The 22,470-nt window shown below is 63.3% G+C and carries 23 protein-coding genes; 12 read left to right on the forward strand and 11 right to left on the reverse strand.

Going from position 1 to position 22,470, the window contains the following annotated elements:
- Positions 1-4 precede the first annotated feature (4 nt).
- The 9 genes from FQ755_RS10460 (at position 5) to FQ755_RS10495 (ending at position 9,074) form a co-directional block, all read left to right on the forward strand.
- A complete protein-coding gene (locus FQ755_RS10460) occupies positions 5-1,057 on the forward strand; it encodes a glycosyltransferase (RefSeq protein WP_144153782.1) in 1,053 nt (350 codons plus the stop codon).
- Complete coding sequence (locus FQ755_RS10465) at positions 1,054-1,989, forward strand: formyltransferase (RefSeq protein ID WP_144153784.1); 936 nt, start codon at positions 1,054-1,056, stop codon at positions 1,987-1,989. The genes FQ755_RS10460 and FQ755_RS10465 overlap by 4 nt, the downstream gene beginning before the upstream one ends.
- Complete coding sequence (locus tag FQ755_RS10470; protein WP_144153786.1) at positions 1,986-3,032, forward strand: bifunctional UDP-4-keto-pentose/UDP-xylose synthase; 1,047 nt, start codon at positions 1,986-1,988, stop codon at positions 3,030-3,032. Before FQ755_RS10465 ends, FQ755_RS10470 begins: the two co-directional genes overlap by 4 nt.
- A 10-nt stretch (positions 3,033-3,042) precedes the next feature.
- Positions 3,043-3,939 carry a polysaccharide deacetylase family protein gene (locus tag FQ755_RS10475; RefSeq protein WP_144153788.1) on the forward strand — a complete coding sequence of 299 codons (897 nt, stop codon included), beginning with the start codon at positions 3,043-3,045 and terminating at the stop codon, positions 3,937-3,939.
- Positions 3,940-3,968: 29 nt separating this feature from the next.
- Positions 3,969-4,430 (forward strand): peroxiredoxin, encoded by a 462-nt coding sequence (locus FQ755_RS10480; RefSeq protein WP_144153790.1) that lies wholly within the window; start codon positions 3,969-3,971, stop codon positions 4,428-4,430.
- 102 nt (positions 4,431-4,532) lie between these two features.
- Complete coding sequence (locus FQ755_RS38075) at positions 4,533-4,664, forward strand: hypothetical protein (protein ID WP_260858480.1); 132 nt, start codon at positions 4,533-4,535, stop codon at positions 4,662-4,664.
- A 104-nt stretch (positions 4,665-4,768) separates the two neighbouring features.
- On the forward strand, positions 4,769-6,625 hold the full coding sequence (locus FQ755_RS10485; protein ID WP_144153792.1) for a PhoH family protein: 1,857 nt from the start codon (positions 4,769-4,771) through the stop codon (positions 6,623-6,625).
- A 262-nt stretch (positions 6,626-6,887) separates the two neighbouring features.
- On the forward strand, positions 6,888-8,141 hold the full coding sequence (locus tag FQ755_RS10490) for a C40 family peptidase (RefSeq protein WP_144153794.1): 1,254 nt from the start codon (positions 6,888-6,890) through the stop codon (positions 8,139-8,141).
- Positions 8,142-8,267: 126 nt separating this feature from the next.
- On the forward strand, positions 8,268-9,074 hold the full coding sequence (locus tag FQ755_RS10495) for an SDR family NAD(P)-dependent oxidoreductase (RefSeq protein WP_144153796.1): 807 nt from the start codon (positions 8,268-8,270) through the stop codon (positions 9,072-9,074).
- Positions 9,075-9,122: 48 nt separating this feature from the next.
- Here FQ755_RS10495 and FQ755_RS10500 read toward each other — a convergent pair whose 3' ends face one another.
- The 8 genes from FQ755_RS10500 to FQ755_RS10535 all read right to left on the reverse strand — a co-directional run bounded on the left by FQ755_RS10500 (position 9,123) and on the right by FQ755_RS10535 (position 15,009).
- Entirely contained in the window at positions 9,123-10,133 is a 1,011-nt protein-coding gene (locus tag FQ755_RS10500; protein WP_144153798.1) for an inorganic phosphate transporter, read from the reverse strand.
- Entirely contained in the window at positions 10,133-10,759 is a 627-nt protein-coding gene (locus tag FQ755_RS10505; protein WP_144153800.1) for a DUF47 domain-containing protein, read from the reverse strand. Before FQ755_RS10505 ends, FQ755_RS10500 begins: the two co-directional genes overlap by 1 nt.
- A gap of 118 nt (positions 10,760-10,877) precedes the next feature.
- Positions 10,878-12,263 carry a replicative DNA helicase gene (locus FQ755_RS10510; protein ID WP_144153802.1) on the reverse strand — a complete coding sequence of 462 codons (1,386 nt, stop codon included), beginning with the start codon at positions 12,261-12,263 and terminating at the stop codon, positions 10,878-10,880.
- A 151-nt stretch (positions 12,264-12,414) separates the two neighbouring features.
- Complete coding sequence (gene rplI / locus FQ755_RS10515) at positions 12,415-12,867, reverse strand: 50S ribosomal protein L9 (protein ID WP_144153804.1); 453 nt, start codon at positions 12,865-12,867, stop codon at positions 12,415-12,417.
- A 28-nt stretch (positions 12,868-12,895) separates the two neighbouring features.
- A complete protein-coding gene (gene rpsR / locus FQ755_RS10520; RefSeq protein WP_074264854.1) occupies positions 12,896-13,171 on the reverse strand; it encodes a 30S ribosomal protein S18 in 276 nt (91 codons plus the stop codon).
- A gap of 2 nt (positions 13,172-13,173) precedes the next feature.
- A complete protein-coding gene (gene priB, locus FQ755_RS10525; RefSeq protein WP_074298441.1) occupies positions 13,174-13,473 on the reverse strand; it encodes a primosomal replication protein N in 300 nt (99 codons plus the stop codon).
- A 39-nt stretch (positions 13,474-13,512) separates the two neighbouring features.
- Positions 13,513-13,887, reverse strand: coding sequence for a 30S ribosomal protein S6 (rpsF, locus tag FQ755_RS10530; RefSeq protein WP_090695885.1), 375 nt, complete (start codon positions 13,885-13,887; stop codon positions 13,513-13,515).
- Between the two features lie 207 nt (positions 13,888-14,094).
- Entirely contained in the window at positions 14,095-15,009 is a 915-nt protein-coding gene (locus FQ755_RS10535) for a substrate binding domain-containing protein (protein ID WP_144153806.1), read from the reverse strand.
- A gap of 185 nt (positions 15,010-15,194) precedes the next feature.
- Here FQ755_RS10535 and gcl point away from each other — a divergent pair, with 185 nt between their 5' ends.
- The 3 genes from gcl (at position 15,195) to FQ755_RS10550 (ending at position 18,925) form a co-directional block, all read left to right on the forward strand.
- Entirely contained in the window at positions 15,195-16,970 is a 1,776-nt protein-coding gene (gene gcl, locus FQ755_RS10540) for a glyoxylate carboligase (RefSeq protein ID WP_144153808.1), read from the forward strand.
- 152 nt (positions 16,971-17,122) lie between these two features.
- Positions 17,123-17,932 carry a hydroxypyruvate isomerase gene (gene hyi, locus FQ755_RS10545; protein ID WP_144153810.1) on the forward strand — a complete coding sequence of 270 codons (810 nt, stop codon included), beginning with the start codon at positions 17,123-17,125 and terminating at the stop codon, positions 17,930-17,932.
- 84 nt (positions 17,933-18,016) lie between these two features.
- The gene (locus FQ755_RS10550) at positions 18,017-18,925 is read left to right on the forward strand and encodes a 2-hydroxy-3-oxopropionate reductase (RefSeq protein WP_144153812.1); all 909 of its coding nucleotides are present in this window, start codon (positions 18,017-18,019) and stop codon (positions 18,923-18,925) included.
- Positions 18,926-19,242: 317 nt separating this feature from the next.
- On the opposite strand, the gene FQ755_RS10555 is transcribed toward FQ755_RS10550, so the two are convergent.
- The 3 genes from FQ755_RS10555 to FQ755_RS10565 all read right to left on the reverse strand — a co-directional run bounded on the left by FQ755_RS10555 (position 19,243) and on the right by FQ755_RS10565 (position 22,462).
- Positions 19,243-20,280, reverse strand: coding sequence for an asparaginase (locus tag FQ755_RS10555; RefSeq protein ID WP_144153814.1), 1,038 nt, complete (start codon positions 20,278-20,280; stop codon positions 19,243-19,245).
- A 137-nt stretch (positions 20,281-20,417) separates the two neighbouring features.
- On the reverse strand, positions 20,418-21,344 hold the full coding sequence (locus FQ755_RS10560; protein WP_144153816.1) for a CysB family HTH-type transcriptional regulator: 927 nt from the start codon (positions 21,342-21,344) through the stop codon (positions 20,418-20,420).
- Between the two features lie 59 nt (positions 21,345-21,403).
- On the reverse strand, positions 21,404-22,462 hold the full coding sequence (locus FQ755_RS10565; RefSeq protein WP_144153818.1) for a sulfate/molybdate ABC transporter ATP-binding protein: 1,059 nt from the start codon (positions 22,460-22,462) through the stop codon (positions 21,404-21,406).
- Positions 22,463-22,470 lie beyond the last annotated feature (8 nt).

The raw sequence follows: 22,470 nt of genomic DNA on the forward strand, positions 1-22,470 counted from the left end.
GGAAATGACTCAAACGGAACATCGCTCCCCGATGTCTGATACGCCGGAAGTCTCGGTGATCATCCCGGTGTACAACGAGGAAGCCGGGCTGGCCGCGCTGTTCGCGCGCCTTTATCCGGCGCTCGATGCGCTCGGCACCGCCTATGAAGTCATCTTCATCAACGACGGCAGCCGCGACAAATCCCCCGCCTTGCTGGCCGAGCAGTTCCGCAAACGGCCGGACACGTCGCGCGTGATCCTGCTGAACGGCAACTACGGCCAGCATATGGCGATTCTCGCGGGCTTCGAACAGTCGCGCGGCGAGATCGTCATCACGCTCGACGCCGACCTGCAGAATCCGCCGGAAGAAATCGCCAAACTGGTCTCGAAGATGCGCGAAGGTTACGACTACGTCGGCACGATCCGCATGCAGCGTCAGGACAGCCTGTGGCGCCGCAAGGCCTCGCGGGCGATGAACCGTCTGCGCGAGCGCATCACGCGCATCAAGATGACCGACCAGGGCTGCATGCTGCGCGCCTATAGCCGGCACATCATCGACACGATCAACCGTTGCGGCGAAATCAACACCTTCATTCCGGCGCTGGCCTATACGTTCGCGCAGAATCCGGTCGAGATCGAAGTCGCGCACGAAGAGCGTTTTGCCGGCGAATCGAAATATTCGCTGTACTCGCTGATTCGCCTGAATTTCGACCTCGTGACCGGCTTTTCGGTGGTGCCGCTGCAGTGGCTGTCGTTCATCGGCGTGATCCTGTCGCTCGGCTCGGCGGCGCTGTTCGTGCTGCTGCTGATCCGGCGTTTCATCATCGGCGCGGAAGTGCAAGGCGTGTTCACGCTGTTCGCCGTCATGTTCTTCCTGCTCGGCGTGATCATTTTCGCGCTCGGCCTGCTCGGCGAATACATTGGGCGGATTTATCAGCAGGTGCGGGCACGCCCGCGTTATCTGGTGCAGACCATTCTCGAACAGCGCGACGGCGCCACTGTCGCCGAGGCGCCGCGCCAGGCCGTGGTGCAGGCTGTGCAGCCCGCGCCGCTCATCGATCAGGGACCCAACCCATGAAGCCACGCGCGGTCGTATTCGCGTATCACAACGTCGGCGTGCGCTGCCTGCAGGTGCTGCTCGCGCGCGGCGTGGAGGTGGCGCTCGTCGTCACCCACGAAGACAACCCGAGCGAGAACATCTGGTTCGGCAGCGTAGCCTCGGTCGCGGCAAGTTACGGCATTCCGGCGATCACGCCGGCCGACCCGCAAAGCGCCGAATTGCGCGCCGCAGTCAGCGCCGCGCGGCCGGATTTCATCTTCTCGTTTTACTACCGCCACATGCTGCCGGTCGAGCTGCTCGCGCTCGCCGCGCGCGGCGCCTACAACATGCACGGTTCGCTCCTGCCGAAGTACCGCGGCCGCGTGCCGACCAACTGGGCGGTACTCAAGGGCGAGACCGAAACCGGCGCCACGCTGCACGAAATGGCCGCCAGGCCGGACGCAGGCGCGATCATCGCGCAGACCCCGGTGCCGATCCTGCCGGATGACACCGCCGCGCAAGTGTTCGACAAAGTCACCGTGGCCGCCGAGCAGACCCTCTGGCGCGTGCTGCCGGCGCTGCTGGCCGGCGAGGCGCCGCATCTGCCCAACGATCTGGCGCACGGCAGCTACTTCGGCGGCCGCAAGCCCGAAGACGGCCGGATCGACTGGAACCAGCCGGCCCAGGACGTCTACAACCTGATCCGCGCGGTGGCGCCCCCCTATCCGGGCGCGTTCACAGAGCTTGACGGCCAGCGCTTCATCGTCGCGCAGGCCCGGCTTGCCCGCCCCGGCGCGCTCCGCTCGGATTTGCCGCCGGGCCTCCACGTAAGCGATAATGCCGTTTTTGCGGTGTGCGGCGACGGCCGCGCCATTGCCATCCACGAATTGCGGCGCCAGCACGAAGGCCAAGAGCCCGTCGTCTCCCCTGCCGAATTCTCCCGGCTCATTCAATCGTCCCGTCATCAATGAAAAAAGTCCTGATTCTGGGTGTCAACGGCTTCATCGGCCATCACCTGTCCAAACGCATTCTCGAAACGACCGATTGGGAAGTGTTCGGCATGGACATGCAGACCGAGCGCCTCGGCGACCTCGTCAACCATGAGCGGATGCATTTCTTCGAAGGCGACATCACCATCAACAAGGAGTGGGTCGAGTATCACGTGAAGAAGTGCGACGTGATCCTGCCGCTCGTCGCGATCGCCACGCCGGCCACTTACGTCAAGCAGCCGCTGCGCGTGTTCGAACTCGACTTCGAGGCGAATCTGCCCATCGTGCGTTCGGCGGTGAAGTACGGCAAGCACCTCGTGTTTCCGTCCACCTCCGAGGTGTACGGCATGTGCACGGACGAGCAGTTCGACCCGGAAGAGTCGCAACTGTCGTATGGCCCGATCAACAAGCCGCGCTGGATCTACGCGTGCTCGAAGCAGTTGATGGACCGCGTGATCTGGGGCTACGGCATGGAGGGCCTGAACTTCACGCTGTTCCGTCCGTTCAACTGGATCGGCCCGGGCCTCGATTCGATCTATACGCCGAAGGAAGGCAGCTCGCGCGTGGTCACGCAGTTCCTTGGCCACATCGTGCGCGGCGAGAACATCAGCCTCGTGGATGGCGGCGCGCAAAAGCGTGCCTTCACGGATATCGACGACGGCATCGGCGCACTGATGAAGATCATCGAGAACAAGGACGGCGTCGCCACCGGCAAGATCTATAACATCGGCAACCCGACCAACAACTTCTCGGTGCGTGAGCTCGCGCACAAGATGCTGGCGCTCGCCGCCGAATTCCCGGAATACGCGGAAACGGCCAAGCAGGTGCAACTGGTCGAAACCTCGTCGGGCGCTTACTACGGCGCGGGCTACCAGGACGTGCAGAACCGCGTGCCGAAGATCGACAACACCATGCAGGAACTCAACTGGGCGCCGAAGTCCACTTTCGACGAAGCCCTGCGCAAGATTTTCGAAGCGTATCGCGGCCACGTCGGCGAAGCGCGCGCGCTCGTCGAACAGCAATAAGGGCTGATCCTTGGCTCGTATCGTCCTGAAGATCGACGTCGACACGCTGCGCGGCACCCGCGAAGGCGTGCCGAATCTCGCGCGCATTTTCGGCCGCTTCAAGGCGCGCGCCACTTTCCTGTTTAGCCTCGGACCCGACCACACCGGTTGGGCGATGCGCCGTGTCTTGCGGCCGGGCTTTCTGCAGAAGGTGTCGCGCACCTCGGTGGTCGAGCATTACGGCATCAAACAACTGATGTACGGTGTGCTGCTGCCGGGGCCGGATATCGGCACGCGGGCGGCTGCGGAGATGAGGGCCATCCACGAGGCCGGCTTCGAATGCGGCATCCATACGTGGGACCACGTCTACTGGCAGGACAATGTGCGCACGCGCGGGCGCGACTGGACCGTTGCGCAGATGCAGAAAAGCCATCAGCGTTTCGCTGAAATCTTCGGCGCGCCGCCCGTCACGCATGGCGCCGCCGGCTGGCAGATGAACGGCCACGCGTTCGAACAGATCGACGCGTGGGGCATGCAGTATGCCTCCGATGGGCGCGGTCATTCGCCGTACTTCCCCGTCGTGGACGGCAAGACCCTCTCGCACGTGCAGATGCCCACCACGCTGCCCACGCTCGACGAAGTGCTGGGCGTCGACGGCGTCGACCTGCATAACGTCGCTGCGTGGATGTTAAAGCGCACCGAGAACAATCCGCACGATCAGGTCTTCACGCTGCACGCCGAACTGGAAGGGCAAAAGCTCGCGCCTATCTTCGAGCAGTTGCTGGACGGCTGGCGCGCACAAGGCCACACCTTTGCCACGATGGGCGACTATCACGCCACGCTGGACCGCGGCACGCTGCCATCGTACCCTGTCACCTGGGGTGAGATTTCAGGCCGTTCCGGCGAACTGATCGTCCAGCCGCTATAACAAAACCAAACGAAACACCGGAGAACTTCGTGTCCATCGCAGTCGACCAACCCGTGCCCGACTTTACCGCCCCCGCAACCGGTGGCGAGATCACGCTGTCCAGTCTTCGCGGCAAGAAGGTAGTGCTGTATTTTTATCCGAAGGACAACACGCCGGGCTGCACGACCGAAGGCCTGCAGTTTCGCGATCTGTATCCGAAGTTCAAAAAGGCCGGCGCCGAGATTCTCGGTGTATCGCGCGACAGCCTGCGCTCGCATGACAATTTCAAGGCCAAACTCGAATTGCCGTTCCCGCTGATCTCCGATCCGGAAGAAACGCTCTGCGCGCTCTTTTCCGTCATCAAAATGAAGAAAATGTATGGCAAAGAAGTACGGGGAATCGAACGCTCCACATTTGTCATCGACAGCGAGGGCGTCCTGCGCCGGGAGTGGCGTGGCGTGAAAGTACCAGGTCATGTCGATGAAATTCTGGAGGCTGTACAAGCGCTGTGAGGCGCGTTATATTGGGCCGCAATGAGTGCCTGTCCACCCCATACTTTCCGCGGCTGCGCCGCATATCCTGCCTCCATGCTTGAGGCAGGGAGGCGCAACGCGATGACCGAAGTCGAGCCGCTTGCCCCGTTTGCCGGGGCGGCGGCTTTTTTAATTGCGCGAAGCCGTTCATTTGTCCGGCCACGCGCTCTCGTCAAGGAGCCGATCGAAAACCAGGCGAACCGGCATTTTTAGACCGAAAGCGCGCCTCCGGGCGCAAACTGCGTGGGCCTTTTGGCACACGGGCAGAATGCGACAGGCGGCGCACGATATGTGACCCGATTTTTTCGAGGGAAACCATGCCTTTGCCTACCGCACCCAGCAAGCTCGGCAATCTCCTACCGGCTGACGAATACAAGGCTAAAGCCACGCCGGCCCGGTCCGCCAAAAAACAGGCGGTTGACGGGGAGCCAGCCGAGTCGGCCGATATCGGCCAAGCCAGCGTCGCGACGCCGATGGCGCGCGCCGCCAATGCCGCTACCACCCTGCGGCCGGTTCCTGTTTCTTCGTCCGCTTCTACTGCTTCCGCCGCTGCCGAGCCCGCCGCTCCCGCGCGCGGCCGCAAGACCCGACAAACCGCCGCGTTGCTGCAGCCGGTGCCGGCTCCTGCCGCGCGTCAGGAACCCGCCCCTGCGGAATCCGCCCCGCTCGAACCGGTCGTGGCGCGCGCCGGCAAGCAGCCGGCCAGCACCGCCACCGCCGCGCCGGCAGCGGCCACCCGCGGCAGCGCGAAAAAACGCGGCAGTTCGGCGGAACAGGTCGAAACCCGCAAGCTGTTCGTGCTCGACACGAACGTGCTGATGCACGATCCGACCTGCCTGTTCCGTTTCGAGGAACACGACGTCTATCTGCCGATGATGACGTTGGAAGAACTCGACAACCACAAGAAAGGCATGTCCGAGGTCGCGCGCAACGCGCGTCAGGTGAGCCGCACGCTGGATGCGCTGGTCGCCAATGGCGGCAACATGTCGGACGGCATTTCGCTGTCGCGCCTAGGCAGCCGCGAGGCCGCCGGACGCCTGTATTTCCAGACCGAACTGACCTCCATCGAGCCGGTGGAAGGCCTGCCGCAGGGCAAGGCGGATAACCAGATCCTCGGCGTGGTGCGCGCGTTGCAACGCGACCGCACCGACCGCCAGGTCGTGCTGGTGTCGAAAGACATCAACATGCGCATCAAGGCGCACGCGCTCGGCCTGCCCGCCGAAGACTACTTCAACGACCAGGTCCTCGAAGACAAGGACCTGCTCTACTCGGGCATTCGCGCGCTGCCGCAGGACTTCTGGACCAAGCATGCCAAGGGCATGGAGAGCTGGCAGGACACCAAAACCGGCACCACGTATTACCGCGTGACCGGGCCGCTGTGCGCCTCGATGCTGGTCAACGAGTTCGTCTATCTGGAGCCGCAAAACGGCGAGCCGGCCTTCCACGCGCTGGTGCGTGAGCTGAACGGCAAGACGGCCCTGCTGCAAACCTTGCGCGACTACGGCCACCACAAGAACAACGTGTGGGGCATCACGGCGCGCAATCGCGAGCAGAATTTCGCGCTCAATCTGCTGATGAATCCGGAGATCGATTTCGTCACGCTGCTCGGTCAGGCCGGTACCGGCAAGACGCTCGTCGCGCTCGCGGCGGGGCTTGCACAGGTACTCGACGACAAGCGCTACAACGAGATCATCGTGACGCGGGCGACAGTGCCGGTCGGCGAAGACATCGGCTTTCTGCCGGGTACGGAAGAGGAAAAGATGCAGCCGTGGATGGGCGCATTCGACGACAACCTCGAAGTCCTGCAGAAAACCGACGACGCAGCCGGCGAATGGGGCCGTGCCGCGACTCAGGAACTGATCCGCTCGCGCCTGAAGATCAAGAGCATGAACTTCATGCGCGGCCGGACGTTCGTCGACAAGTACCTGATCATCGACGAGGCGCAGAATCTGACGCCGAAGCAGATGAAGACGCTGGTCACGCGTGCCGGTCCGGGCACGAAGATCATCTGTCTCGGCAATATCGCGCAGATCGATACGCCGTATCTGACGGAAGGCAGTTCGGGTCTGACGTATGTGGTAGATCGCTTCAAAGGCTGGGCGCACAGCGGGCATGTGACGCTGGCGCGCGGCGAGCGCTCGCGCCTCGCGGATTACGCGTCCGATATTCTGTAAGCCACGCTCCACAGCCGTATACGATTTTGAGTTGTGCCAAGGCCGCGTCCGGGTGATACCGGGCGCGGCTTTTTTCGTTTCTGGACGGGCGCGCAGCGGGAAGCGCCGGGTGCGCGGCATATCTCGTTTTTAAGCCGTCAGCACCACACTTAGCGCGTAAACTTCAAGTAATTTATCAACTTCTCTTGCTCAAGGCCTGTCGGAAGGGCTAACATCCCGACATCGCCCGCCTTAAGCGAGTGTTTACGCTCGCCTTGTCTTTATGCGCCGACTTGGCTTTTCGCTGCTGATCCTTCTGCTGCTCGCCGCCTGTTCCAGCGCGCCGCAGCGGGTTTCGCGCAGCTCGGGGAGCTATTCGACGGCGTCCAGCGGCAGCGCCTATCACACCCCTCCGCCCGGCTTCCCGAACTTCGTCGATCACAGCGTCGGACGTGAGGAAATCTCCATTCAGGCAATGAGCCTTGTCGGCATTCCGTACCGCTGGGGTGGCAATACGCCCGATAGCGGCTTCGATTGCAGCGGTCTGGTTCGCTATGTGGTGGCGCGCTCGGCATCGGTGAATCTGCCGCGCACCACGGCGGATATGAGCGGCAGCGGCGAGTCGATCGAACCGGACGAAGTCGCACCCGGCGATCTGATCTTTTTCAATACGACGGGACGGCCGCATTCGCACGTCGGCATTTATGTGGGCAAGCTGCGCTTCGTGAATGCGCCGTCGACGGGCGGGACGGTCCGCATCGACTATCTGACCAATCCGTATTGGGCCAAACGGTTCGACGGCATTCGCCGGGTGGCGGCGCCGACCCACGCGCCAGCGCCGTTCGAAGCGCCGACCTATCAGGTTTCGAATCCGCCGGAGAGGATGGCGGCTCCCGTCGAGCCGCAAGAGTCGTCTGCCGGCTATGCGGGTATGGGTTCGTCGCAGCAGCCGGTTGCTGAGTCGCGCTCGGGCTATGGCTATGCGGCAGCGCCTGAGCCCGTGGCGGCGCCTGTGCAATCGCAGCAGACATTTCAGCCGCAGCGTGTAGCAACGACGATGCAGGCGCCGTTGACGACGAGCGCGATTCAACCCGCGCCTCAGTCTGCCGCCGCTCCGTCCGCGGATGCCTTCGAGCCGCCGCCTCCGGTCATGAGCGCCGCGCAGATGCAGGCGCGTGAAGCGGGCGCCGTCACGCCGACTGCCGTTTCGTCGGGCACGTTGCGCACGCAAACGGACACAGGTGGCATGGGCACCGTCTCACGCGTGCCTGCGGCCACTGCCAACGCCGACACCGCGGATGCGCCCGTGCGCTCGCCCGTACCCGCAAGCGTCGCCCGCGCGCCGGACCCCATCGACGCCGCGGCCGACGCCTTCGAACCGCCGCCGCCCGCTTCCGTCGCGGTACGCCAGGAACAGCAAGCCGGTCCGAGCGGCGGCGTGCAGATCATGCGCGCCTCGACCGGTTCGCGCGCCATTCCCGCGCCCACGCAATCCGGCGACGACCCGATCGCCCACTTCGCCACCGGCAACTTCTGAACGACGGCGGTCTCGCCGCACCCTTTTCCCTGCTTCGACTCCCCGGTCAGTCAGTGCGCCCTCGACTACGCGCGACTATGCTATCTGCTATCGTCCCCGATATTCCTCAAACAGCAGGTACTCACCATGGATCTTGGACTGAAAGACAAAGTCGTGCTGGTTACGGGCGGCAGCAAAGGGATTGGCCTCGCCTGTGCCCGCGCGTTCGCGGCCGAAGGCGCGAAGGTCGCGATCGTCTCGCGCGATCCGGCGAATCTCGCGCGAGCCCGCGAGCAACTGGCCAGCGAAGGCCTGCATGTGCATCTGACGCGCGCCGATCTGCACGAGCCGCATGGCGCAGCCGATATTGTCGAAGAAGTGACCACCGCGGTCGGCCCGATCGACGTGTTGGTCAATAGCGCCGGCGCGGCGCGCCGCTACGATCCGGAAACGCTCGATGCCGATGCCTTCCGGGCGACCATGGAAGCCAAGTATTTCCCCTACATTTACCCTCAGCAGGAAGTGCTGCGACGCATGGCCGAGCGCGCGAAAGCCGACGGCGCCGCCGAGCCGGGGACGATCGTCAATATCATCGGTATGGGCGGCAAGGTGGCCAGCGACATCCACATTGCCGGCGGCGCCGCGAACGCCGCGCTGATGCTCGCGACGGTAGGACTCGCGCACTATTACGCCCGCTACGGCATTCGCATCAATGCCATCAACCCTGGGGCGACGTTGACGGAGCGTGTCGAGGAAGCGACGCGGCTCGAGGCCGGCCAGCAAGGCGTGAGCCTCGCCGAGGCGCTGGCGAAGGGTCAGGCCAAGGTGCCGCTCGGGCGCTACGCGAAATCGGAGGAAATCGCCGACGTCGCGCTCTTCCTCGCGAGCCGGCGCGCCAGCTACGTGACGGGCGCGATCATCCCGATGGACGGCGGCAGCACGCCGCTCATTTAAGCCTCACGAGGCAGGCGGCGCGCCGGCACCGGCGGGCCGCCACGCGCGTTACAGGAACCGGTGGCCGAGCCACCAGCCCGCTGCGGCCAGCACGGCCGAGGCAGGGATCGTCAGAACCCAGGCCCAGATGATATTGCCGGCCACGCCCCAGCGCACCGCGCTGAGTTTCTGCGTGGCGCCCACGCCGACGATGGCGCCGGTAATCGTGTGGGTGGTGGAGACGGGAATGCCGAGGAAGGAGGCGATAAACAGCGTGATCGCCCCGCCCGACTCGGCGCAGAAGCCGCCGACCGGCTTGAGCTTGGTGATCTTCTGACCCATCGTGCGCACGATGCGCCAGCCGCCGAACAGCGTGCCCAGCCCCATCGACAGATAGCAGCCGCCAATCACCCACAGCGGCGGCGCATCGGCAATCGACGAAGCATATCCCGTCGCGATCAGCAGCATCCAGATGATGCCGATGGTTTTCTGCGCGTCATTGCCGCCATGCCCGAGGCTGTACAAACCCGCCGAGACGAGTTGCAGACGCCGGAAGCGCCGGTCGACCTTGCTTTGCGGCGTGCGGAAATAGATCCACGAGACCGCCAGCATGAAGCACGAGCCGAGCACGAATCCGAGCAGCGGCGAGATGATGATGAACGCGACCGTCTTCATCAGGCCGTCGACATTCAGCGAATGCCAGCCCGACTTGGCGAGCGCCGCGCCCACGAGGCCGCCGATCAGTGCATGCGACGAGCTGGACGGGATGCCGTAGTGCCACGTGACGATGTTCCAGCCGATCGCCCCGACCAGCGCGCCGAAGATCACATAGTGATCGACGATGTCCGGGTCGATCGTGCCCTTGCCCACCGTCTGCGCGACTTTCAGGTGGAAGATGAAATACGCCACGACGTTGAACGCCGCCGCGAACGCGACCGCCTGCTGCGGCTTGAGAACGCCGGTCGACACGACGGTGGCGATCGAATTCGCCGCGTCATGAAAACCATTCATGAAGTCGAACACCAGCGACACGGCGACCAGGAAGGCAACGGCCCAGATGGCAAGTTGAATCGATTGCATCAGGCGTTTTCCAGCACAATGCCTTCGATGATGTTCGCCACGTCCTCACATTTGTCGGTGATGGTCTCGAGCAGCTCGTAGATCGCCTTCAGCTTGATCAGCGTCTTGACGTTGTCTTCCTCGCGGAAGAGCTTCGACATGGCCGAGCGCAACACCCGGTCGGCTTCCGATTCGAGCCGGTCGATATCCTCGCAGGCCTTCAGGATCTGGCTCGCCTGCTTCATATCCGACAGCAGGCTGACGGCGAATTGCACGCGCTCGGACGATGCCGTGCAGATATGCGCCAGTTGGCTCGCCTCGGAGGTGACCGCCTGCACGTCGTACAGTGAAATGGCGGTGGCGACGTCCTCCATCAGGTCGAGGATGTCGTCCATCGTGGTGATCAGCTTGTGGATTTCGTCGCGGTCGAGCGGCGTGATGAAGGTCTTGTGCAGCAGGTCGATGGTTTCGTGCGTGAGCTTGTCGGCGGCCTTTTCGGCCTTCTGCACATTTTGCTTGTGAACCTCGGCGTCCTGCAGATTGTCGATCAGCAGCTCGAGTTCGTGGCTGGCCGAGACAATGCACTTGGCGTGCTCATTAAAAATTTCAAAAAACTTGCCCTCGGTGGGCATGAATCGACCGAACATTGGGATCCCGGAATTTTGGTCACGTCACGACTGACATAAAACCGCAATATTGTACCGTTACCGGGATTCGATCGCGCCTTTTGCAGGCGTCGTTACAACAGCGCTACCACTTGCCTCTTTACTCGGCGTAAAAATTCTGCGCGCCGGCAAAGTTATCAAACTTCGTGTATTGACCGTGGAACGTGAGGCGAACAGGCCCGATCGGACCGTTACGCTGTTTACCGATGATAATCTCCGCGGTGCCTTTGTCCGGACTGTCCGGGTTATAGACCTCGTCGCGGTAAATGAACAGGATCACGTCGGCATCCTGCTCGATAGCGCCTGATTCGCGCAGATCGGACATGATTGGGCGCTTGTTCGGCCGCTGTTCCAGACCACGGTTCAACTGCGACAACGCGATGACCGGCACGTCGAGTTCTTTGGCCAGACTCTTGAGCGAACGGGAGATTTCCGAAATTTCAGTGGCGCGATTTTCGCCGGACGACGAACCGCTCATCAGTTGCAGATAGTCGATGATGATCAGCCCCAGCTTGCCGCACTGCCGCGACAGCCGGCGCGCCCGCGAGCGCAGCTCCATCGGGTTCAGGCCGCCGGTTTCGTCGATGAAGATTTGTGCCTCGCTCATCTTCTGCACGGCGTGCGTCAGCTTCGGCCAGTCCTCGTCGGTCAGGCGCCCGGTGCGCATGCGGTGCTGGTCGAGACGGCCCACCGAGCCGAGCATACGCATCGTCAGCTGGGTGCCCGGCATTTCCATCGAGAACACCGCCACCGGCAAGCCGTACTCCACCGCGACGTACTCGCCCACGTTCATGGAGAACGCCGTCTTACCCATCGACGGGCGCCCCGCCACGATGATCAGTTCGCCACCGTGCATGCCGGAGGTCATGCGGTCGAGGTCGACGAAGCCGGTTGGCGTGCCGGTCACGTCGCTCGGATTGGCAGTGTGATACAGCGTATCGATCCGCTCCACCACCTGCGTGAGCAACGGCCCGATTTCGAGGAAGCCCTGCGTGCCGCGCGCACCGTCTTCGGCGATCGAAAACACCTTCGACTCGGCCTCGTCGAGCAACTGACGCACTTCCTTGCCTTGCGGATTGAAGGCGTCCGCAGAAATTTCGTCCGCCACCGACACCAGACGCCGCAACACGGCGCGATCGCGCACGATTTCCGCGTAACGGCGGATATTTGCCGCGCTCGGCGTGTTTTGCGCCAACGCGTTCAGATACGCGAGGCCGCCCACCTCTTCCGCCTTGCCCGAGGTGCCGAGCGCCTCGTAGACGGTGATCACGTCGGCCGGACGCGTCGCCGCGATCAGCTTGCCGATGTGTTCGAAGATGATGCGGTGGTCATAGCGGTAGAAGTCGCTCTGCGACAGGAAGTCGGCGATGCGATCCCATGCGGCATTGTCGAGCAACAGGCCGCCCAGCACCGATTGCTCGGCCTCGATCGAATGCGGCGGGACTTTCAGCGACTCGAGTTGCGGGTCTTTAGACGGTGCGTTCATGGGATGGAATTATCGGGCTAAATGCCGCCAGAGGGAATCTAAAAACAAGCGGCTTCGCCGACCAAAAGCGCCCAACAAAAAGGCAGGGGCCGGTCACCCGGCCCCTGCCCTTTGCCAGTCGGACTACCTGGCCAATACTACGCGCGGATGCTTAGACGTGTTCGCCCAGCACCGACACCGTCACATCGACGAGAACGTCGGTGTGCAGCGAGACCTGCACAGCGTGGTCGCCGACCAGCTTCAGCGGGCCTTCCGGCAGACGCACTTGCGCCTTTTCCACTGCGAAGCCTTGCTTGACCAGTGCGTCAGCGATGTCGGCGTTCGTCACCGAGCCGAACAGACGGCCGTCGACGCCAGCCTTCTGGCTGATCTGAACCGTCGAGCCTGCCAGCTTTTCGCCTTGAGCCTGAGCGGCTGCCAGCTTTTCGGCAGCAACCTTTTCCAGTTCTGCGCGGCGGACTTCGAATTCGGCGATTGCGTCTTTCGTTGCGCGGCGTGCGTGCTTGTTCGGGATCAGGAAGTTACGTGCGTAACCGTCCTTCACCTTGACGATGTCGCCCAGGTTACCCAGGTTGACGACTTTTTCCAGAAGAATAACTTGCATTCTGATTGCTCCTTGTCGCGTCGTCGGGTTAGGCCTTGTGCTGGTCGGTGTACGGCACCAGCGCGAGGAAACGTGCGCGCTTGATTGCCGTGTCCAGCTGGCGTTGATAGTGCGACTTCGTACCCGTGAGACGCGCCGGCGTGATCTTGCCGTTCTCGCCGATGAAGTCCTTCAGCGTTTCGATGTCTTTGTAGTCGATCTGATCGACACCAGCTGCCGTGAAACGGCAGAACTTCTTGCGCTTGAAGAGCGGATTTTGTTGCTGACGACGCTTGTCGAATTTCTTACCAGTCGGGCGGGGCATGTTCAGTCCTTTCCAATGTCCTGCAATGCTGTGATGTGAAATACCAGGGTTCTGGCGTTGCGGCTTTTCTTCGCCAGGAAACCGGTGAAGAGCGTTTCGACGCCCATCGCACAGTTTTCCAGCTTGCCGCTCGCCTCGCCGGCCGCCACCGCCGGCATCGTCAATTCAACCTGCCGGGCAATGCCGGCTTCGACGACTTCGGTGCGGTGTTGCAACGTACAGCTTGCGATCGGAACGCCGGCGGGGGTATACCGCACCGGTTCGCGTTCGACGACGCTGGCTGTGAGTTGCAGCCGATTCACGAGAACGACGCTTGTGCCTGGTAGCTTAAATAGTGTGTCTTAAGCCTGCGCTTCGGACGGCTGCGTGGCAGCTGCCTTCTTGGCTTCTTCGCGCTGCACTTCCTTCATCATCGGCGACGGGCCGGTTTCGGCCTTCTTCATCTTGACGATCAGGTGACGCAGAACGGCGTCGTTGAACTTGAATGCGTGTTCCAGCTCGTCGAGCGTGGTTTGGTCGCATTCGATGTTCATGCAGACGTAATGAGCCTTCGCGAGTTTCTCGATCATGTAGGCCAGTTGGCGACGGCCCCAGTCTTCGATACGGTGGATCTGGCCACCGTGCGACGTGATCGTGCTCTTGTAACGCTCGATCATGGCGGGCACCTGCTCGCTCTGATCGGGATGCACGATAAAGACGATTTCATAATGACGCATACACACTCCTTGGGGATTAAAGCCACCCGGGCGTCTGAACCGGTGTGGCAAGTGAGAAGCCGAAGATTGTAGCCCGAATAGGGACGGGTTGCAACACATCCCGTTAAATCGCCGCCGGATTCGGGAGTGTTTTCAAGTATTTAGCCTGCAAAGGGGCGCCGCGCCATAGCCAGCACCGACCGGCACCAACCGGAACCAACCGCGCGACTAGTACGTGCTGCGGTTCCAGTAATCCTTGCTGGCGTAGACCTCTTTCAGATAGTCGATGAAGTAGCGCACCTTGGCCGGCACGTAGCGCTGCTGCGGGTAGACGGCGAGGATGTCGTAATCCGGCAGCGCGAATTCGTCGAGCACCGTCTCCAGTTCGCCGCGCGCGAGCTGCTGCTGGATTTCCCAGGTCGAGCGCCAGCCCAATCCAAGCCCTTCCGACACCCAGCGGTGCAGCAACTCGCCGTCGTTGCAATCGAGCGTGCCGCCGACCCGCACCGTCGCCAGCTTGCCGTTGCGCCGGAAATACCAGCCGCGGTTCTGGCCCCCTTGCAGGTTGAAGGCGAGGCAGTTGTGCCGCGGCAGGTCGTCGAGCGACTTCGGCCTGCCGTATTGGCGGAAGTAGTCCGGCGTGCCGCAGACCACGCGCCGGTTCGACGCCAGCTTGACGGCCACGAAGTTCGGATCGACCGCCCCGCCGATGCGGATCGACAGGTCGTAGCCTTCGCGCACCAGATCCACCACCCGGTCGGTCAGATTGAACGAGAGTTGCAATTCCGGCTTGTCGGCGAGAAACGGCGGCGCGAGCGGCGCCACATGCTTGCGGCCGAACGCGGCCGGGGCCGACACGATCAGGTGCCCGCTCACCGCGCGACGGCCCGCCGCCAGCTCGTTTTCCGCCTGATCCCATTCCGAGAGCAGGCCGCGGCAGCGCTCCAGAAACGCCGCGCCCTCCTCGCTGACCACCAGACGCCGCGTCGAGCGGTACATCAGCTTCACGCCGAGGCGCTTTTCCAGCGCGTCGATGCGGCGGCCGAGGATCACCGGCGACACGCCCTCCTCCAGCGCCGCCGCGGCGAGGCTGCCGGCGTCGGCGACCCGCACGAAGGTTTCGATCTGCTTGAAACGGTCCATTTTTGTCTCCCATCCCATGCAGGCGGGTTTGCCACCGCCTTGCATATGGTCCCGGCTGTTACCGCCATTCCATACTTTTTGTTTCGAAATAAGCGACCCGGACTGATCTTATCAAACCTTTAAGTGAGACCTAAAGTCTGTCTCAACCCCTTCGTTTCGCATTGAAAGACATTCAGGAGACATTCATGGCCAAGATGAGAGCCGTCGACGCAGCGGTGCTGGTGCTCGAAAAAGAAGGCATCGATACCGCCTTCGGTGTACCGGGCGCCGCCATCAACCCGTTCTATTCGGCGATGCGCCGCGCCGGCAACATCAGCCACGTGCTGGCGCGTCACGTCGAAGGCGCCTCGCATATGGCCGAAGGCTATACGCGGGCGCAGCCGGGCAACATCGGCGTGTGCATCGGCACGTCCGGCCCCGCCGGCACCGACATGATCACCGGTTTGTACTCCGCTCAGGCCGACTCGATTCCTATTCTGGCTATTACGGGCCAGGCACCGCGCGCACGTCTGTACAAAGAGGATTTCCAGGCCGTCGATATCGAATCGATCGCCAAACCGGTCACCAAGTGGGCCGTCACGGTACGCGAACCGGCGCTGGTGCCGCGCGCCTTCCAGCAGGCCTTTCACCTGATGCGCTCGGGCCGTCCCGGTCCGGTGCTGATCGACCTGCCGATCGATGTGCAGCTCGCCGAGATCGAATTCGATATCGACACCTATGAACCGCTGCCGGTCTACAAGCCGAAGGCGTCGCGCAAGCAGATCGAAGCCGCCCTCACGCTCCTGAACAATTCCGAGAAGCCGCTGATCGTCTCCGGCGGCGGCGTGCTCAATGCGGCCGCGGAAGACCTGCTGGTGGAATTCGCGGAAACCATCGGCGTGCCGGTGATTCCGACGCTGATGTCGTGGGGCGCGATTCCCGACGACCACCCGCTGATGGCCGGCATGGTCGGCCTGCAGACCTCGCACCGCTACGGCAACGCCACGCTGCTCGCCTCCGACTTCGTGCTCGGCATCGGCAACCGCTGGGCCAACCGTCATACGGGCAGCGTCGAGGTTTATACGAAGGGCCGGAAGTTCGTGCACGTGGACATCGAGCCGACCCAGATCGGCCGTGTGTTCGGACCGGACCTCGGCATCGTCTCGGACGCCAAGGCCGCGCTCGAACTGTTCGTCGAAGTGGCGAAGGAATGGAAGGCTGCCGGCAAGCTGAAGGACCGCAGCGCGTGGGTCGCGGACTGCCAGCAACGCAAGCGCACGCTGCAACGCAAGACCCACTTCGACAACGTGCCGATCAAGCCGCAACGCGTCTACGAAGAGATGAACCAGGTGTTCGGCCGCGACACCTGCTACGTGAGCACGATCGGCTTGTCGCAGATTGCCGGCGCGCAGTTCCTGCACGTCTACAAGGCGCGCAACTGGATCAACTGCGGCCAGGCCGGCCCGCTCGGCTGGACGATTCCGGCGGCGCTCGGCGTGCGCGCCGCGGACCCGCAACGGCCGATCGTGGCGCTCTCCGGCGACTACGACTTCCAGTTCATGATCGAAGAGCTCGCGGTGGGCGCGCAATTCAAGCTGCCGTATGTGCACGTGGTGGTGAACAACTCGTACCTCGGGCTGATCCGCCAGGCACAACGCGCCTTCGATATGGATTTCTGCGTGCAGCTCGCCTTCGACAACATCAACGCGCCGGAAGTGAACGGCTATGGCGTCGATCACGTCGCGGTGGCCGAAGGACTCGGCTGCAAGGCGATCCGCGTGTTCAAGCCGGAAGAACTGAAACCGGCGCTGCAAAAAGCCCAATCGATGCTCTCCGAATTCAACGTGCCGGTGATCGTCGAAGTGATTCTCGAACGCGTGACCAACATTTCGATGGGCACCGAAATCGACGCCATCAACGAGTTCGAAGAACTGGCGGCGAAGCGCGAGGATGCGCCGAGCGCCATCAGCATGCTCGACTGAGCCTGCTGAGTTTGCCAGGCCCTTTTGCCAGGCCCTTTTGTCAGTTTCGTTTTGACCCGATCCGTCGCACGGCGCCGCGTGTTCGACACACCGCGCGCCGCACGACACGGATGGAAGTAATTTCATTGACCGACCAGCGAGAGCTCCGCACCATGCCGAAATTTGCAGCCAACCTCACCATGCTGTTCAACGAAGTCCCGTTCCTCGACCGCTTTGCGGCCGCCGCGGACGCGGGCTTTAACGCCGTCGAATTCCTGTTTCCCTATCCGTATCAGGTGGGCGAGCTGGCCGAACGTCTGCAACAGAACCGTCTGAAGCTCGTGCTGCACAACCTGCCCGCCGGCAACTGGGAAGCCGGCGAACGCGGCATCGCCTGCCTGCCGGATCGTGTCGGCGAGTTTCAGGAAGGCGTCGGCCGCGCCATCGAATATGCGCAGGCCCTGAAAGTGCCGCAACTGAATTGCCTCGTCGGCATTCCTGGTCCGGGCGTCGATGCGGGCCGCGCCCACGCGACGATGGTCGATAACCTGCGCTTCGCCGCCAACGCGCTGAAGCAGGCGGGCATCAAGCTGCTGGTGGAGCCGTGCAATTCATACGACATCCCCGGCTTCGCGCTGAACCGTTCTTCCGAAGGACTCGACGTGATTCGCGCCGTCGGTTCGGACAACCTGTTCCTGCAGTACGACATCTATCACATGCAACGCATGGAAGGCGAACTCGCCGCCACCCTCAAAAAGAACCTGGCGTCGATTGCCCACATCCAGCTCGCCGACAACCCGGGCCGCAATGAACCGGGTACCGGCGAAATCAACTACCCGTTCCTGTTCAGCCTGCTCGATTCGCTCGGCTACGAGGGCTACGTCGGCTGCGAATACAAGCCGCGCACGACCACGGCAGCCGGTCTCGACTGGGTGCAGCGCGTGGCCGGGCAGTCACGCGGCGCGGCGCACGTGGCCGCCTGAACGGCCCTCGTAACGCGGTACGTTCGGCGCCGTCACGGCACCGTCGCCCCCAACAGAACCCCAACCCACTGGAGACATCACCAAATGGCAAAGATCGGTTTTATCGGCCTCGGCATCATGGGCGCGCACATGGCGCGCAACCTCGTCAAGGGCGGCCACGCGCTGTTCGTCAACGGCGCGTATCCGGTGCCGGAAGATCTCGGCAAGATCACCACGGTGGTCGCGAATTCGACGGCCGTGGCGCAAGCCGCCGACATCGTCATCATCATGGTGCCGGACACGCCGGACGTCGCCAACGTGCTGTTCGCGGACGACGGCGTCGCCAACGGTCTCACCAAAGGCAAGCTGGTGATCGACATGAGTTCGATCTCTCCGCTCGACACGCAAGCCTTCGCGAAGAAGATCAACGCGCTCGGCGCGGATTATCTCGACGCGCCGGTTTCGGGCGGCGAAGTCGGCGCGCGTGAAGCGTCGCTGACGATCATGGTCGGCGGGCCGGAAAAGTCCTTCGCACTCGCGAGGCCGCTGTTCGAACTGATGGGCAAGAACATCTCGCTGATCGGCGAAAACGGCGCGGGTCAAACCTGCAAGGTGGCGAACCAGATCATCGTCGCGCTGAATATCGAAGCGGTGGCCGAGGCGCTGCTGTTCGCCGCGCGTTCGGGCGCGGATCCGGAGCGCGTGCGCAAGGCCCTGATGGGCGGCTTTGCGTCGTCGCGGATTCTCGAAGTTCATGGCGAACGTATGACGAAGCGCACCTTCGATCCGGGCTTCCGTATCGAACTGCATCAGAAGGATCTGAACCTCGCGCTCGACGGCGCCCGCAAGCTGGGCATCGCCCTGCCGCACACGGCGAGCGCGCAGCAACTGTTCAGCGTCTGCGCGGCGAACGGCGGCGCGAAGTGGGATCACTCCGCGATGGTGCGCGCGCTGGAGATCATGGCGAATTTCGAAGTCGCGCAGGCGCCGGGCAAGGAAGCGAAAGCGGCTTGAGGCAATTGCGCAAGAATGCTGAACGGCCCCGATTTTGCCTGTCGGATAGCCATAGATTCGGTGAGGAGTTCAGCAGCAGCAACAGCGGATGGCGTGCGCGTCACGGCATCCGGCAGGTGGGGCGTCCGGTGCGGTGCGCGGCAAGCGTGGCGTATCGGACAAATCGTGCCGCTCTGGGCTGAGAGCGGCAAGTGGGGTCCGCAGCGGCACCCGGCGGCGGCGGGGAAGCCTTGGTCGGTCAGACGTCGTGGTCGGGTGTCCGGCTGTCGGATTTCGCGGTTGTATGTCTTGCTACTTTTCGCTGACGGCGATCGGGCTCAGTATTTGTCGAAGATCGTCTGCAGCGCCACCGCTCCGGTAGCGCCGGCCGCGAGCGCCAGCATCAGCAGCACGCGCGCCTTGTAGGGATTGAGCGAGCCGGCGCTGACAAAGCCGAGCACGTCGTCCGCTGCGGCGCCATTGCGCATCACATGGCCTGATCCCACCCGCGACGATCGCACCACCGCCACGCCCTGGGTCGCGGCGTCGGCGAGCGCCTGCTGTATCGAGGCATGGATCGAGCCGTTACCCGTTCCCGCCACCACGATACCGCGCACGCCCGCGGCCACCAGCGCATCCACGCCGAGCCGCGAAGCGCCCGCATAGCTCGTGACGATCTCGACATTCGGCCAGTTGGCGCCGATCACAAATTCCGTCGCGACCGTATGCGCACGCACGACCTTGCGCTGGAACTCGACACGCCCATCCTGCACCCAGCCAAGCGCGCCGATTTCCGGCGACTGAAACGCATCGACCGCATACGTGCTGGTCTTGACCACGTCGCGCGCGCTATGGATGCGGTTGTTGAAGGCGACCAGCACGCCCTGCCCGTGCGCCGCCGCGCTTGCCGCGACCGTCACCGCATTGAGCAGATTCAGCGGACCATCGGCGGAAAGCGCGGAGGCCGGCCGCATCGCCGCGGTCAGCACCACCGGCTTGGTCCCTTTGACGGTCAGATGCAGCAGGTAAGCGGTTTCTTCGAGCGTATCGGTGCCGTGCGTGATCACCACGCCGTCGATGTCGTCGCTGGCCAGCAGCACGTTGATGCGTTGCGCGAGCGTGGTCCATAGCGCGAGCGCCATGTCCTTGCTGTCGACGCCGGCAATCTGCTCGGGCCGGATCTGCGCGACGCCCGACAAAGCGGGCACCGCTTCGAGCAGGCGCTCGACGCCCACCACGCCGGCCTGATAACCGGAGGTGTTGGTGACATCGGCGGCGGAGCCGGCAATCGTGCCGCCCGTCGCCAGCACGGCGATGCGCGGCAATGCACCTGAAGCGGACGCCGCCGCGGACGTGGAAGAAGTGGAAGTATTCATGGCGGCGATTGTAAGCGATGCGCCGCTCGCCGCCACGCCGCCAACGCCGCCAGGCGAGAATGGCTGCCCCTGCAAGAAGCATGACGGGACATCACGCGAGCCGAGGCGCGTCCGTGCGCGCCCGGTGCCGCAGCAAATCAATCCACCGCGCGCAACTGCGCGGCAATCTCCGCTTCTTTCAGTTGCGGCGCGAACATCTCCAGCAGCCGATATGCGTAAGCCCGCAAAAACGCGCCCTTGCGCAAGCCGACGCGCGTCGTGCTGGCCTCGAACAGATGCTGCGTATCGAGCGCGACCAGTTCCGTATCGCGCTTCGGATCGTAGGCCATGGCCGCCACCACGCCAATACCCATGCCGAGTTCGACGTAAGTCTTGATCACGTCCGCGTCGATGGCGGTCAGCACGACGTCGGGCAGCGCGCCGGCTTTCGCGAAGGCCTGGTCGATATGCGAGCGGCCGGTGAAATCCTGGTCGTATGTGACGATCGGAAATTCGGCGATCTCGTCGAGCGTCAGATTGGGACGCCCCACCAGCGGATGCCCCTTCGGCACCACCACGATGTGATGCCACGAATAGCACGGGAACGTGACGATATCCGGGAAGCGGTCGAGTGCTTCCGTGGAGATGCCGATATCCGCCTCGCCATTGATGATCATCTGCGCGATCTGCTGCGGACTGCCCTGGCGCAGCGCCAGATGGACCTTCGGAAATACTTCGGTAAACTGACGGATCACCTTGGGCAGCGCGTAGCGCGCCTGGGTGTGGGTGGTCGCCACGACCAGGTGGCCGCTGTCCTGATCCGCATACTGGCGGGCCACGCGGCGCAAGTTTTCCGCGTCGAGCAGCATCCGCTCGATCAACTGGTGCACGGCCTTACCCGGCTCGGTCAGCCCCGTCAGGCGCTTGCCGCGCCGGATGAAGATGTCCACGCCGAGTTCGTCCTCGAGGTCCTTGATCTGTTTCGACACGCCCGACTGCGACGTATACAGCACGTTCGCCACCTCGGTCAGGTTCATGTTCTGGCGCACGGCCTCGCGCACAAAGCGCAGTTGCTGGAAGTTCATCAGTGTGTCTCCGGTTCAGCCAGAGTTAAGTTATTCAAATAGAGGTTAAACCGGCTCTCTCAATGCGCCGGAAAGACGCGCAAGGCGCGCGGCACCGCCGTCACGCCATCGCCCACCGCGAGTTGCAGCGCGCGCCACGCCTCGCGATCCAGTTCCGCTTCGAGCACGTGACCCTCGCGCCCGGCGAGTTCGACGCGCACCGAACCGCCTAGCGTCACCACCCGCCGCACGTCGACCACGATGCCGTCGCGATGCCCCGCGGCCTGCGGATAAAGCTGCAGATCATGCGGACGCACATACGCGAACGCCGGACCTTCGAAACCGGCATCGGCGGCGACCGGCAACGCCGCGCCGTCGACCACGAAACCATGCCGATCCACCTGGCCGCGCAGCCGGTTGGCCGCGCCGAGAAACTCGTAGACAAACGAGGTCTGCGGATGATCGTACACGTCCTGCGGGCTGCCCACCTGCTCCACATGGCCGCGATTCAGCACGACGATCCGGTCGGCCACTTCCAGCGCTTCTTCCTGGTCGTGCGTGACGAAGATGGTCGAGATATGCAGATCGTCGTGCAGACGGCGCAGCCAGCTACGCAGTTCCTTGCGGACCTTGGCGTCGAGCGCGCCGAACGGTTCGTCGAGCAGCAACACTTTCGGCTCGACGGCGAGCGCGCGCGCCAGGGCGATCCGTTGCCGCTGGCCGCCCGAGAGTTCCGAGGGATAGCGCTGCGCCAGCCAGTCCAGTTGCACGAGCTTGAGCAACTCATGCACTTTCTCGCGGATCACCGCCTCCGACGGCCGCTCCTTGCGCGGTTTCACGCGCAGGCCGAAGGCCACATTTTCGAACACGGTCATATGGCGGAACAGCGCGTAATGCTGGAACACGAAACCGACCTGGCGCTCGCGCGCGCCGACCGTGGCGACGTCCTGCCCCTGCAGCACGACCTGGCCCGAGTCCGCATATTCGAGGCCGGCGATCACACGCAGCAGCGTGGTCTTGCCGCAACCCGACGGCCCGAGCAGCGCAACCAGTTCGCCCGGCGGAAAATCGAGCGAGACGTTGTCGAGCGCGGTGAAATCGCCAAAGCGCTTCTGCAGGTTACGAACGGTGATACCCATGAAAGACT

The sequence above is a fragment of the Paraburkholderia sp. BCC1885 genome (genome assembly GCF_900996235.1).
Classification (GTDB): domain Bacteria; phylum Pseudomonadota; class Gammaproteobacteria; order Burkholderiales; family Burkholderiaceae; genus Paraburkholderia.